Source organism: Stenotrophomonas sp. LC732, assembly GCF_052446685.1.
GTDB classification, from domain to species: Bacteria; Pseudomonadota; Gammaproteobacteria; order Xanthomonadales; family Xanthomonadaceae; genus Stenotrophomonas; species Stenotrophomonas muris.
Genome location: NZ_CP199214.1, coordinates 2,446,488 through 2,460,152 on the forward strand (window position 1 = coordinate 2,446,488; position 13,665 = coordinate 2,460,152).

The 13,665-nt window shown below is 69.2% G+C and carries 11 protein-coding genes; 2 read left to right on the top strand and 9 right to left on the bottom strand.

Features of this window, described 5'->3' with window-relative positions; translation table 11 throughout:
- Positions 1–81: 81 nt before the first annotated feature.
- The 9 genes from ACT6SE_RS11750 to ACT6SE_RS11790 form a co-directional block, all read right to left on the bottom strand.
- On the bottom strand, positions 82–840 hold the full coding sequence (locus ACT6SE_RS11750; RefSeq protein WP_046431034.1) for a 2,3-dihydro-2,3-dihydroxybenzoate dehydrogenase: 759 nt from the start codon (positions 838–840) through the stop codon (positions 82–84).
- Positions 831–4,721, bottom strand: coding sequence for an enterobactin synthase subunit F (locus ACT6SE_RS11755; RefSeq protein WP_046431036.1), 3,891 nt, complete (start codon positions 4,719–4,721; stop codon positions 831–833). Before ACT6SE_RS11755 ends, ACT6SE_RS11750 begins: the two co-directional genes overlap by 10 nt.
- The gene (locus ACT6SE_RS11760; protein WP_014647418.1) at positions 4,718–4,975 is read right to left on the bottom strand and encodes a phosphopantetheine-binding protein; all 258 of its coding nucleotides are present in this window, start codon (positions 4,973–4,975) and stop codon (positions 4,718–4,720) included. The genes ACT6SE_RS11755 and ACT6SE_RS11760 overlap by 4 nt, the downstream gene beginning before the upstream one ends.
- Positions 4,975–5,607, bottom strand: a complete 633-nt coding sequence (locus ACT6SE_RS11765; protein WP_046431037.1) for an isochorismatase family protein — start codon at positions 5,605–5,607, stop codon at positions 4,975–4,977. Before ACT6SE_RS11765 ends, ACT6SE_RS11760 begins: the two co-directional genes overlap by 1 nt.
- Positions 5,607–7,259, bottom strand: a complete 1,653-nt coding sequence (locus ACT6SE_RS11770; protein WP_046431039.1) for a (2,3-dihydroxybenzoyl)adenylate synthase — start codon at positions 7,257–7,259, stop codon at positions 5,607–5,609. The genes ACT6SE_RS11765 and ACT6SE_RS11770 overlap by 1 nt, the downstream gene beginning before the upstream one ends.
- Entirely contained in the window at positions 7,256–8,449 is a 1,194-nt protein-coding gene (locus tag ACT6SE_RS11775; RefSeq protein WP_046431041.1) for an isochorismate synthase, read from the bottom strand. The genes ACT6SE_RS11770 and ACT6SE_RS11775 overlap by 4 nt, the downstream gene beginning before the upstream one ends.
- A complete protein-coding gene (locus ACT6SE_RS11780) occupies positions 8,446–9,642 on the bottom strand; it encodes an MFS transporter (protein ID WP_046431042.1) in 1,197 nt (398 codons plus the stop codon). Before ACT6SE_RS11780 ends, ACT6SE_RS11775 begins: the two co-directional genes overlap by 4 nt.
- A 151-nt stretch (positions 9,643–9,793) precedes the next feature.
- Positions 9,794–10,105 (bottom strand): DUF3817 domain-containing protein, encoded by a 312-nt coding sequence (locus ACT6SE_RS11785; protein ID WP_041863547.1) that lies wholly within the window; start codon positions 10,103–10,105, stop codon positions 9,794–9,796.
- A gap of 125 nt (positions 10,106–10,230) precedes the next feature.
- Complete coding sequence (locus ACT6SE_RS11790) at positions 10,231–11,166, bottom strand: TIGR03571 family LLM class oxidoreductase (protein ID WP_046431043.1); 936 nt, start codon at positions 11,164–11,166, stop codon at positions 10,231–10,233.
- Between the two features lie 66 nt (positions 11,167–11,232).
- Here ACT6SE_RS11790 and ACT6SE_RS11795 point away from each other — a divergent pair, with 66 nt between their 5' ends.
- Together ACT6SE_RS11795 and ACT6SE_RS11800 are read left to right on the top strand one after the other, a co-directional pair.
- Positions 11,233–11,682 (top strand): GNAT family N-acetyltransferase, encoded by a 450-nt coding sequence (locus tag ACT6SE_RS11795; RefSeq protein WP_032962518.1) that lies wholly within the window; start codon positions 11,233–11,235, stop codon positions 11,680–11,682.
- A 97-nt stretch (positions 11,683–11,779) separates the two neighbouring features.
- On the top strand, positions 11,780–13,300 hold the full coding sequence (locus tag ACT6SE_RS11800) for a thioredoxin family protein (RefSeq protein ID WP_049420785.1): 1,521 nt from the start codon (positions 11,780–11,782) through the stop codon (positions 13,298–13,300).
- Positions 13,301–13,665: the final 365 nt, after the last annotated feature.

Sequence of the window (13,665 nt, forward strand, 5' to 3'; positions counted from 1 at the left end):
CCATGCCTCGATGGAGGCTGGGAGATGTCTGAAGGTGAATGAGGTTGCCGGCCAGCGGCCGGCACTACCAGCCGTCGGGGCTCAGCCGCGCAGGGTGGCGCCGCCGTCGACGTACAAGTCGCTCATGGCCACGTGCCCGGCCTGATCGGAGAGCAGGAACATCACCGAGTGCGCGATGTCCTCCGGGGTGGCGAGTTTGCGCAATGGAATGCCGGCCTTGTAGGTCTCCAGGTTGCCGGCGATCACCCGCTCGGCACCGTGCTCGTCCTGCCACATGCCGGTCTGCATCGGGGTCAACGTCGATCCCGGGGCGACGATGTTGCAGCGGATGCCCAACGGCGCCAGCTCCAGCCCGAGGCAGCGGGTGAACATGGTGGCGGCGGCCTTGGATGCCGCATAGGCGGCCATCCCGTGTCGCGGCACACCGGCCGCATTCGAGCTGACGGTAACCATCGCGCCCTGCCCGCGCGGCGACATCACCCGCGCCAGAGCACGCCCGACATGGAACACGCCGTCGGTGTTCACCGCGAACACCCGGCGCCAGTCGTCATCGCCGGTCTCGGTCACGCCGCCCACATGCAGCACACCGGCCACGCTGGCGGCCAGCATGATCGGTCCGATGCTGGACTCGACCCGATCCACCAAGGCGTCGACGACCGCACTGTCGGTCACGTCAAGAGCAAACGCCTGCACACGTGCATCCGCGAACATGGGTGCTTCGCGATCAGTCGCCACCACGATGCAACCGGCCGCGGCCAACAGCCGTACCAGTGCCTCACCGATTCCCCCGGCGGCACCGGTCACCAGCGCCACACGACCTTCAAAACCGGTCAATTGCATGTTGCGGTCTCCTGTTGCTCGTCCCAGTGGCGCAACCGCGCCGACAACCACGGTGCCAGCTGCGCCACCGCATCGCGGCCGGTCAGTTCGGCGTGCAGGAACGGCAGTTCCAGTGCCTGCACCTTGCGCGCGTGGCTCCGCCACAACGTCGACTGCAGCTGTGGCCGCGCCTGGTGATCCCGGCCAGCGCGGACGTGCACCAGCGTGCCCTCGAACGGCCGGTGGATATGTTCACGGATCAGCCGATTGGTACCGGTCACCGCGCACACCACGCCGTCAAGCACCACATCCGGCAGGCTGCCCAGTGCACTCCCGCCGCGACGCAGGAACGCGAGTATGCGTTCCCGGCTGTCCAGTTCCGGATGCGCATCTGGGTCATGGCCGGCAATCGCCAGTAGTGCCCGCAGTGCGGCGACGGCGTCCGGTTCAGGCTCGGCCCGCCAGCACTCGCTGGGATAGGCGTCCAGCAGCACCAGCTCTCCAACGTCGCGGCCGATCTCATGCAGCCGCACCGCCATCGCCTGGGCCAGGATGCCGCCCACCGACCAGCCCAGCAGATGCACCGGCCCCTTCGGCTGCAGTGCGACCACGCGCTGTACGTAGTCGTTGGCCATCGCCTCGATGCTGCTCGGCAGTGGCAGCCGCGCGTCCAGTGCCGGCGACTGCAGGCCATACACCGGGCGGGCTGGTTGCAGTGCCCGGGCGAGCGTGCGGTAGTTCCAGGCGATGCCACCGGCCGGGTGCAGCACGAACAGCGGCGTGGGCCCGGCAGCGTCGGTTGCGGCCAGCGCGATCACCGGCCCCAGCGCGTGATCGGCCAGCGCGGGTGGCGCGGCAATACGAACCGCCAGCGCGGCCACGGTGGGCTGGGCAAACAAGGCGCCCAAACCCAGATCGCAGCGCCAGCGCTGCTCGATCGCCAGCAGCAGGTGCACCGCCGACAGCGAGTCACCGCCGAGACTGAAGAAGTCCGCATCCACCGCCACCGGCGCCTCACGCCCAAGCGCCTGTGCGAACAGCAACGCCAGCTCCTGTTCCAACGGCGTGCGCGGCGCCAAGCCGGCAACTTCACGTTGCGGTGGCTTCGGCAACGCATTGCGGTCGAGCTTGCCGTTGGCGGTCACCGGCCAGTGGTCCACACCAACGATGGCCGAGGGCACCATGTAGTCCGGCACACGCGTGGCGAGGTGGCTGCGCAGCATTACGGCATCGGCAAGCGCGGTCGGCACATAGGCCACCAGACGCGCTTCGCCGGGAGCATCCTGGCGTAGCAGCACTTCCACCCGCTCCATGCCCGGCAGTTCGCGCAAAGCCGCCTCGATCTCGCCCAGTTCGATGCGCAGGCCGCGCAGTTTCACCTGATGGTCGCTGCGGCCCAGGTACTCCACCGCACCATCGCGGCGCCAGCGCGCCACGTCGCCGGTGCGGTAGATGCGCTCGCCCGCCAGGAAAGGATCGGCAAGGAAGCGTTCGGCGGTCAGATCGTCGCGACCGAGATAGCCGCGTGCCAGCTGCACGCCGCCCAGGTACAGGTCACCGGCCACACCGACCGGCACCGGCTGCATCCGGGCGTCCAGCACGTACAGGCGGGTGTTCCAGACCGGGAAGCCGATCGGCACCGGCCGCGAGCAATCCTGCGCTGACGCCGGCCAATAGCTGACATCTACTGCGGCCTCGGTCGGGCCGTACAGGTTGTGCAGTTCTGCGCGCACGCGCGCATGGAAGCGGTCGCGCAACGCAGCGTCCAGCGCCTCGCCACTGGTGAATACGCGGCGCAGCTGCAAACCTTCGGAGGCCGGCGCAGCGAGGAAGGCGTCGAGCATCGACGGCACGAAATGCGCGGTGGTGATGCCATGGCCCCGGATCAAGCGCGCCAGTTCAGTGGGATCGCGATGCGCATCGGGCCTGGCAACCACCAGCGTTGCCCCGCACAGCAGCGGCAGGAAGAATTCCCAGACCGAGACATCGAAGGTGGCCGGGGTCTTCTGCAGCACGCGGTCATCGGCGCCGATGCCGTAGTGCTCGCGCATCCACAGCAGGCGATTGACGATCGCGCGGTGTTCGACGACCACGCCCTTGGGCTCGCCGGTCGAACCGGAGGTATAGATCACATAGGCGGCATCGCTGGGCGCAGGATCCGCCCATGGCGCCGCGAAACTCAGCGCGGTCCACTGCTCCGGCGCGAGCACCGGCACACCGGCCACGCGCACCGATACGTCTGGCGCAGCCAGTACGCACACCGGCTGCGCCGACGCAAGAATACGTGCCAACCGCTCGTCAGGATGGGCAAGGTCCAGCGGAAGATAGGCCGCGCCTGCGCGCAGCACCGCGACCAGCGCGAGCACCAGTTCCAGCGAGCGCGGCAATGCCACCGCGACTACGCTGCCCGGGCCGACGCCCATCCCGCGCAGTTGTGCGGCAAGCGCGAAACTGCGCGCTTCCAGCGTTGCATAGTCGAGCGTAGTGTCGCCGAACACCAGCGCCGGCGCGTGCGGATCCCGATCCATGCCCTGCTGCAGCAATTCAACCAGGGTAGTCTCGGGAAGCGCATGCGCGGTGGCATTGAAACCGTGCAGCACCTGCTGCGCCTCCTCAAGCGTCGCCAAAGGCACGGCTGCAATATCGTCAGCCTGCAATGCTGCCGACACGAAATGCAGCAACCGCGCTGCATGCGCCTCGACATCCTCGCGACTGTACAGCGCGGGATTGGCCTCGATCTCAAGATCGAGAAGGTGCTGGCCATCGCCACGGAAGCCCAGTGTCAGATCATCCACCGGCCCGGTGCACAGCACCTCCAGCGTCGCCTGCACGCCGGCCAGCGCCAGCGGCTTGTAGAACGGCTGCACATTCACCAGCGGACCGTGCAGGCGCTGCTGCGCGCCGACCAGCCCCAGGTCCCGGCGCAGCTGCTCACTGCGGTAACGGCCGTGCTTGCGACCCTGGCTGAGCTGCCGGCCCAGGCCGCGGGTGAAGGCCTCGACGCTGCCCTCGCCGGCCGCTACGCGCAGCGGCAACACGTTCATCGCCATCGCCGGCACCCGCGCCGACGCGTTGCCGAGCCGGCCCATGTAGGGCACGCCCAGCACCACTTCATCGGCGGCGCTCATCCGCCGCAGGTACTCGGCCGCCAGCGCGGCCAGCACATCCGGCCAGGGCTGCAGCCAACGTGCCGAGGCCTGCAGCAGCTGCTCACGGAAGGCCGCATCGAGCGGCTGCACCCAGCGCAGCGCATCGTCGCTGGCCGCCACGGTACCCGCCAGGCCCACGCCCGCCGGCGCCCCCTGCAACTGCTCGCGCCACCAGTGCCCGGCCTGCGCACGACGCGGGTCGGCACGATAGGCGGCGTCATCCGCCAGCACGCCCGCCAGCCCTGGCAGCGGTTCAGACATGCGACCGGCATGCAACGCGCACACGCGATCGGTGAACAGCGCCATGCCGTAGCCATCGGCGGCCAGATGATGCACGCGCAGGTACCAGACCCAGCGCTGCCCGCCCAGGTCAAACAACACCTGCTGACTGATCCGGTCACGGGTGGGATCGACCGGGCTCAGACGGTCGGTGTGCATCAGGTTGCGTGCCGCAGCGGCGGGATCCGCCGCGGCGGAAACATCGCGCACCGAAAGCAGCGGCACGTGTGCCGGGTCATGCCACTGCAGCGGCTGGCCATCGGCCCCTTCGGCAAAGCGCAATGCGAAGGCCTGGGCCTCGCCTGCAGCCTGGTCTGCCGCTGCAATGAACGCGGCCACGTCCAACGGGCCGTCGATCCACACCGCGTGCGCGGTATTGAATGACGGATTGTCCGGTGCCAGCCGCTGTGCGAACCACAGTCCGGCCTGGGCCTCGGTCAACGCCACCGGCGTGGCCAGCGCTGCGGTGTTCATGCGTTCTGCGCGGCCTGCAGTTGCTGCACCACAGCCCACCACTGGCGCAGCGTGGTGTGCTCGGCCAGCTGCGAGAACTCAATGGGCAGGCCGGTGTTGCCCCAGGCCAGGACCAGGCCGAGCATGCGCATCGAGTCCAGGTCCAGGTCGATCAGGTTGTCGTCGTCACCGATCTCGGCCGGGGCACATTCCAGCACGCGCGCCACGTCGGCACGCATCCGCTCCAGATCCAGCACCTCACCCGTGGCGGCCATCACAGCACCTCCAGCAACTGGTCGGTGGTCATCGGTACGCCACAGGTGCGGGCGATCCAGTACAGGGCCTGATCGTGGTCGGCACGCGAGAAGTCCGCCACGGCATCGGCGGCGATGAAGGCCTCGATATCACGCTGGAACGCTTCGACCACGGTCGCGGTGCAGCCGATATGCGCGTACACGCCGGTCACCAGCAACTGGTCGCGGCCACGCACCCGCATCAGCGTCTCCAGGTTGCTGCGCTGGAACGCGCTGTAGCGGTGCTTCACCAGCACGTGCTCGCCAGGCTGCGGTGCAAGTGCCTCGATGATTGGTTCATGGTCGGCGCTGCGACGCATGCCTGGTCCCCACAGGTCGGCCTGCAGGCCACGGTCACGGCGGTCCTGGTCGCCATGCTGGGCGGTGTAGAACACCGGAATGCCGTGCGCGCGGCAATGCGCCAGCAGCCGTGCGATGTTGTCCACTGCCGGCCGCAGCGGTGCGTTGCCGGCGTCGAATGCGGCCAGGAAATAGCGCTGCATGTCGTGCACCAGCAGCGCGACTCGATCGCGCTTCGGGCGCCACGGGCCGCGCGCCTGCGGCAGTTCGGCGGCAGTCGGCAAGGGGTAATCGGTGATACGGGGCAGCGCCATCAGCGCGTTCCTCCTGTCTGTTGCAGATGACGCGCACGCAGCTGCGCGCGCAGTTCGCGGCGGCTGATCTTGCCGACCGCGGTGGTATCGAAACTGTCGACGAACACGACCTGGTCGGGCACCTTGAACGCGGCCAGGCCGCGCCCGCGCATCCAGGACTTCAGCGCCGGCGCCTTGAACGGCTCGCCCTGCGCAATCACGAACGCGCAGCTGCGCTCACCGAGATACTCGTCAGGAATGGAGACCACGGCGGCGTCGAACACGCCGGGGTGGGCCAGAAGGTGATCTTCGATCTCCTCGGCGGAGATTTTCTCGCCCGCCCGGTTGATGTGGTCACCGGCACGGCCCTGCACCACCAGGTAGCCTCCGGGCAGCTGCTGCACGCGGTCGCCGGTGCGGTAGAAGCCGTCGTCGGTGAACGAACGCGCATTGGCCACCGCATCGTTGTGGTAGCCACGGATGGTGTACGGGCCGCGGGTCAGCAGATGCCCTACCTCGCCTTCCGGCACCGGCTGGTCATGGTCATCGACCACGCGCACCTCGTCGTCCGGGCTGATCGGCCGGCCCTGGCAGGCTAAGATCAGTTCTTCCGGATCATCCAGCCGTGTGTAGTTCACCAGGCCTTCGGCCATGCCGAACACCTGCTGCAGCGTGCAGCCAAGACCGTCAATCACCCGCCGTGCGGCTTCCGGCACCAGTTTGGCCCCGCCTACCTGCAGTACCTGCAGGCTGGACAGGTCGTGCTTGCTGGTGGCGGCGGCCTGTGCCCACAACAGCGCCAGCGGCGGCACCAGCCCACAGCAGGTCACTTGCTCGCGCGCGATCAGCGGGAAGGCCGCGTCCGGCCCCGGACCGGGGCTGAGCACCACGCGGGCACCGGCATACAGCGCGCCGAAGAAACCGGGCGAGCTCATGGGAAAGTTGTGCGCGGCCGGCAGCGCGACCAGATACACGCTGTCGCGGTCGATGCCGCAGAGGTCATTGCTGGCACGGAACGAGTAGATGTAGTCGTCGTGGGTGCGTGGAATCAGCTTGGACAGCCCGGTGCTGCCGCCGGAGATCTGCAGGAACGCCACCGACTGCGGGTCCGGGTCGGCCGGCAGCTGGTTGCGGTCTCCCTGCAGCGCCTCGAGCGCGGTGAACTCTGCTGCATCGCCATCGATGACCACGTGGCGCAGCGCCGGCACCTCGGCCTGCAGCGCCCGCGCCAGCCCGCGATGATCAAAGCCATCGTGCAGGTCGGCAGTGATGTAGGCACTGGCTTCGGCCTTGTTGGCGAAGTGCACCAGCTCGGTGATGCGGTGCGCCGGCAGCGCGTACACCGGCACCAGGCCGGCGCGGAACAGCCCGCATACGGTGGCGATGAACCCGGCGGTGTTGCCCAGCTGTACCAGCACCCGCTCACCGGGTTGCAGGCCGAGTGCCAGCAGTCCGGCACCGATGCGACCGGCCTCGTGCCACAGCTGCGCGTAGCTCAGGCGCACATCGCCAGCGACCACGGCGATGTCATCAGCGTAGCGTTCCGCACGCTCACGCAGGAACGCCGGGAAGGTCTCGCCGCGCCAGTAGCCCGCCTCGCGATAGCGCGCCACCAGCGCATCGGGCCATGCCTGCTGCAGTGGCAGGCGGGAAGAAACAGTGGGCGTGTTCATGCGGCAGGCTCGATGACGGGCGCGGCGTCGTGGACGCCCAACGCGTTCAACAGGGCGGCAAACTTCGCCGCGGTTTCGGCGACCTCGGCCTCGGGCTGCGACTGGGCAACGATGCCGGCGCCGGCGTACAGGCGCAGCTGCGTGCCCTGCAGGCGTGCGCAGCGGATCGCCACATACCAGTCACCATCCCCTTGCGCATCCAGCCAGCCGACCGCACCGGCATAGAAGCCACGCGGCACCGGCTCAAGCTCGCGGATACGCTGCAGTGCCGCAAGCCGGGGTGTACCGCAGACCGCCGGCGTTGGATGCAACTGCGCCAGCAGCTCGGCCGCCGATGTCTTCGGATCCTTCAGGGTGGCGTGGATGCGGGTGCCGAGATGCCACATGCTGGCGGTGGCATGCAGCACCGGGCGCGGCTGCGCATCGATGTGGCTGCAGTACGGCGCCAGGCCCTCGATGATGGCCTCGACCACGTGGCGGTGCTCGTCATGGTCCTTGTTCGAAGCCAGCAGCGCCTGCGCGGCGCGCTCGTCCTCGGCGGCATCGGCACTGCGGCGCGCGGACCCGGCCAGCGGGTGCGACAACAGCTCGGCGCCACGCTTGCGCAGCAGCAGCTCCGGTGTTGCGCCGACCAGCCAGGCCGGTGCGTGCCCCGGTTCAACCGGAAGCGGCACCGCATAGGTCGCCACCGAGGGATCCGCGCCCAACCGCGCCAGCAGCACCTCTGGAGACAGCGCATGGCGGCTGTGCGCCAGCAGGCTGCGCGCCAGCACCACCTTGTGCAGGTCCTGGTCGGGCGCGCGCAGCGCCTTCACTGCCTCGGCAACCGCGGCTGCATAGTCCTGCGCTGCGGGCTCCGCCTGCAGCGGGCCCTGCAGCGCCGGCGCCGCCCGTGGTTGCAATGGCAGGGCCGGCAGCAGGCGCTCAGGCTGGTACAACGCGTCGTCGGCACGCGGTTCGAATGGCACCGCACCGACCAGCAGGCCCGGACCGCCACGCTGCTGGGCGAAGAAGGCCGCAACGCGCTCCGCCAGGGTTGCCAGCGCGCCACCCGGCAGCGCGAGGCGGCAACCGCGTGCGTGCACATGCTGGCCTGCATGCTGCAGCAGGAACAGCGACGCGTCGTCAGTGCTCTCCAGCGGCGCGGGCGCAGCCTCCGGCCACGCGCCCTGCATCAGGGAATCGTTCATGGGGTCTCCTTCATCCGATGCGCTGCAGCCAGCGCGCACAGCAACAGCAGCAGCGCGCCGACCAGCAGATATGGCAGGCTGGGCCCGCCGCGATACAACAGCGTGCCGAGCATCGGCCCGGCCACCATGCCCAGCCCCTGCGCGGCAGCGACCGTGCCCGCCGCGGCACCCTGCTCGTGCGCTTCCACCGCGTCGGCGGCCAGCGCCTGGAACGAGGGGAATACGAAGCCCATGCCGAACGCGGCCAGCGCGTATGCCGCCGGCAACTGCCAGCCCTGCTGCACGCCCGCCACCGAAGCAAAGCCAATGCCGGAAATCAGCGCGCCGAGGATGATCCAGCGGCGCGGATGCACCTCCAGCTTCATCACCAGCGCCTGCGCCAGGATCAGGCCGATGCCGACCGCGGTCAGCGCGATGCCGGCCATGCGTGCACCAGCGGCAGCATCCAGGCCCAGGCGATCAATCGCGAAAAAGCCCACCGTCACCTGCGCGATGGTCACCGAGACCATGGCGATGAGCGCCGCCAGCTGCGGCAGGCACAGGCGCGGGTCGAGGCGGCTCATCGGCGCGCGGCGCTGCGCGGACGCGCCAACCACCGGCGGTGTAGCCGGCAGCCGCCAGGCCAGCAATGCCAGTGCCAGCAGCGGCAGCAACGCGGCCACGTACAGCGCCAGCGAAAGGTTGGTATAGGCAAGCCAGCCGGCAGCGGCCGGCCCGAGCACCATGCCCAGCGCATTGGCGCTGCCCAGTCGGGCGAGGAATTTCGCACGTTGGCCGGTCGGTGCCTTGTCGGCGATGATCGCGGCTGCGGTAGGCGGCACCGCCGCGTAGAACAGGCCGATCAGGCCTCGCGCACCGACCAGCACCAGCACCGATACCAGTACCGGCGGCACCGCCTGCAGGGCAACGTCGATGAACACCGCCAGCGCGATGTAGACCACGGTGTAGGCGCTCATCGCCAGCATCAGCACGCGCTTGCGGCCGATGCGGTCGCTGAGCTGGCCCCATGGGCGCGCGGCCAGCATCCACAACGCGCCCGCGGCGGTGACCGACAGTCCGGCATGCCACTCGGACAGCCCGAGCATGCGGACCACCGGACCGATCACGGCGACGAAGGACATCATCGCCATGGTGCCGATCAGGGCGGCCACTACCAGCGCCGGCAAGCCGGGAACGACGGGACGTGCGTGCATGGAACACCAGCCGTAACAGGAAGGGATCGCCGGGCGCACCTGCGCCCCGCCCGGCGCCGGCCCTGCTCAGGACCGGACGCCATCCTCAAATGATAACGGCTCGTATTTGCATTTGATACCCATTCTCTTGAACGGGCACGCAACAGCGACTTCAGCGCACCGCGCGCAGGCCCAACAGGCCACGGCGCTTGAACCACCATTCCAATGGCAGCGTCACCAGCGGCGGGATGGCTGCCAGTAGCGCCAGCGCACTGGCCCACCACGGCCAGCGCAGGCGCAGCGCCGCGAACAGCGTCACCGCCACATAGAGCAGGAACGCCACGCCGTGCAGGGGTCCGAACAGCTTCACCAGCGCCACGTTGGCCATGGGGCCGTACTTCATCCACATGCCGATGAGCAGGCCGGCCCAGGTCACGGCCTCGATGAAAGCGACCGCGGCGAACAGGCGTCCGCTCGGGTGCATGGGGGAACGTTGGGTCACACGGGGCTCCGGCAGCGGGGTATCAAATGCGAATGATACGCAGATGCACACTGCATGTAGAGCCGAGCCGTGCTCGACTGCTGGAGCGTGTCCACCAAGGTGGACACCTACCGGGGCATATTCGGCAGAACCTGCTCCCCGATCTCACGCAACACCGCGTCCATCGGCCGCCCGTTGTCGACCAGATTGAACATCACGTGCGCCACGCCCTGCCCATGCACGCGCAGCAGATAGTCACGCAGGCCATCGCGGCCGACCTTCAGGCCCAGCGGCAGCGGCTCGGCTGGCGCCTGCGGATCTGCCTGCAGATCCAGCAGCATCGACTGCACGAACGGCTTGCCTGGGCCACCACGCTGCACCAGCGCCTGCTGCCACAGGCCGATGCGCCCCTCCTGCGCGACCTCCTCACGATGATAGGTGGCCCAGCCTTCGGCCTCGCGCGCGATCCACTGCAGGCTCTGCCGCGCGGCACCCACCACCAGCATCGGGATGCGGGTTGCCGGCGCCGGCAGCACGTCGAAGCCACCCGTGGCCTGCAGTACGGCGGCCCGCGCATCGGCCTCCGGTGACAACGCCGCGCGCAGCAACGTCCAGCGCTCACGGAAGGTCGCCGCCCTGCCCTCCAGATCCTCGCCGAAGGCGGCGAATTCTTCCGGGCGGTCACCCGAACCCAGGCCCAGCACGAACCGCCCTGCACTGATCCGGTCCAGGCTCAAGGCCGACTTCGCCACCTGCAACGGCTGACGCAACGGCAACACGATGGCGGCGGTACCGACCACGATGCGCGTGGTCGCGGCGGCCAGCATGCCCAGCCACAGGAAGGGGTCGTCCAGCGCGCTCGCCGTCGCGTCCGGACCCTGCGGCACCATCAGCGGTACATCGCGCGCCCACAACGCGGCGAAACCAAGATCGTCGGCCAGCCGCGCAATGCGCCGCGCCGCGCCCGGATCGGCCAGCCCATGCGCCGCAACGGGCGTCATCAGGCCCAGGCTCAGTCCCTGTTGCGGAAACAACGAAGCGTAGGCGGGATTGAATTCACTCATGGGACCAGCTTAGCGTGCAGGCAACCGGCGACGATGACACGCCACACACCACAGGAAGATCGCTGCATGCCGAGGATCCGCCCCGCCCACATCGATGACCTGCCCGCGATGAGCGCGGTATGCCTGGCCGCATTCACTGCGGCCGTCGCGCCCTCGCTCAGCGCGGCCGGCATTGCTACGTTCGGCAGTGTCGCCGCCGCCGATGCGTTCGCTGCACGCCTGCAGGGTGACAACCACATCCTGGTGGCCGAGCAGGATGGCCGCATCCTCGGCGTGGTAGAGCTGAAGGAAGGCCGCCACCTGGCGATGCTGTTCGTCGATCCCGCCTGCCAGGGCCAGGGCATCGGCCATGCCCTGTTCGAAGCCGTGCTGCCGCACCTGCGCACACCGGTGCTGACCGTGCGCGCCTCGCTCAACGCAGTGCCTACCTACCTGCGCTATGGCTTCGTGCTGGACGGTGATGTCGGCGAGTTCAACGGGCTGGTGTACCAGCAGATGGTGCGGGCAGCCGCCTGACGGCAGCGGGTGTCATGCCCCGCTGCACGGCCGATATAAGCAAACTGAATCAGCACACTCCCCGGCCATTCCTACAATGGACTGTCCCCCCTTCGAGATGCCGCCGATGCGCGTCGCGCTTTCCGTGTTGCTGCTGGCTTCGGCGCTGAGCGCCTGCACCCCGGCCCCGGTGTCCACCGCCAGCTCCGCCGAGGCGCCCGCGCCGGCGTCCGCCATCGCCTGGCGCCAGGGCGATGTGGACGATGCCTTCGCCGAGGCCGCCGACAGCGGAAAGCCGGTGCTGCTGTACTGGGGCGCGGTCTGGTGCCCGCCGTGCAACCAGCTCAAGGCCGGCCTGTTCAAGGACCCGGCGTTCATCGCGTTGACCGGCAAGTTCGTGCCGGTCTACCTGGATGGCGACGAGGAAGGGGCACAGGCCTGGGGCGAACGCTTCGGGGTGCGCGGCTATCCGACCCTGATCGTGCTGGACCCACAACGCACTGAGCTCACCCGCGTGGCCGGCGGCAACGACGCGGCCGAACTGACCCGTGCGCTGACCGTCGCGGCCGGGCGCCGCAGCGCCATCGCCGCCACCCTGGCGACGGCACTGGCCACGCCGGACAGGCTGGCCGCCGAAGACTGGCAGGTGCTGGGCGACTACGGCTGGGAAGTCGACGCCAACCGCCTGGCCGGCGAGCGCAGGAGCCAGGATGTGCTGCGCCAGCTGTCCAAGGCCGCACCCGACGCGGCGCTGCAACGCCGCTTCGCCCTGCTGGCCCTGGCCACCGCCGACACGCCCACCAGCTCGCCCACCGAGGTGCGTGAGCTGCTGCAGGCAGTGCTGGCGCAACCTGCCGAAGTCCGTCGTAACCGCGAACTGCTGGGCTACGCGGGCGCGACGCTGGTCAAGCAGGCCAGTGCGGGGCCGGCCACCAGCAACACGCTGGGACAGCAGCTGCTGGTCGCACTGGAGCGCGCAGATGCCGAGCGCGGCAACCGTGCCGACGACGCGCTGTCGCGTGCGCTGACCGAAGTGTCGCTGGCCCGTCAGCAGCAGCCCAACGGCGCACTGCCCGCGGCCCTGGTTGAGCGGGTCAAGCAGCGCGTGGCCGCTGCCGATGCCGCCGCCACCGATGCGCATGCACGCCAGGCCACGATCAGCAGCGCGGTCTACGCACTGCGCCAGGTCGGCGACGACGCGGGCGCCGAGGCGCTGTTGCTGGCCGAGCTGAAGCGCAGCGAGCAGCCGTACTACTACATGCCCGAGCTGGCCGAACTGGCCGAGCAGCGCGGCGACACCGCCGGCGCACTGGAGTGGCTGAAGCGCGCCTACGATGGCGCGCAGGGCCCGGCCACCCGCGTACAGTGGGGCGTGCTGTACGTGGAGGGCCTGTTGAAGCTGGCGCCGGACGATGCACCACGCATCGAGCAGGCCACCGCCTCGCTGATCGCCGAACTGGAAGCGCAGCCGTCGGGCTACCACCAGCGTACCCGCCAGCGTTTCGAGCGCCTGGCCGGGCAGTTGAAGACGTGGAGCGGCAAGCACCAGGGCGCCGAAACACTGGCGCGGCTGCAGCAGCGGATGCAGCAGGCCTGCGGGGAACAGGTTGATGGTGCGTGCAAGGATTGGTTGAGTTGAGTTGATGAAGGCGCTGGCGGCTGGTTCGCCTGCCGGCGCTTTTGTTGATATCGGCTGTGACGGGGGAAGGGGCTGGCCGGGACACGCCGTAAACCCATCCTTGGGGGCTCGATGGCGCCATCCATGGCGCCAACGGTCCCGGCCAGCCCCTTCCCCCGCCACCCGACGGTTTCCTGCGAGCGCGGGCAGCGCAACAGCGCGCCGGTGAGGTTCGAAAAGCGGGTTCTGGTAGTGCCGGCCACTGGCCGGCAACCCGACCTTCGCTGATTGCCGGCCAGCGGCCGGCACTACCATGCCGCTCCTGCTCCTGCCTTTGACTCCGTCTCCGCGCCAGCGCAGGGAGCTGTCCTGCAGGGGCTGATGGG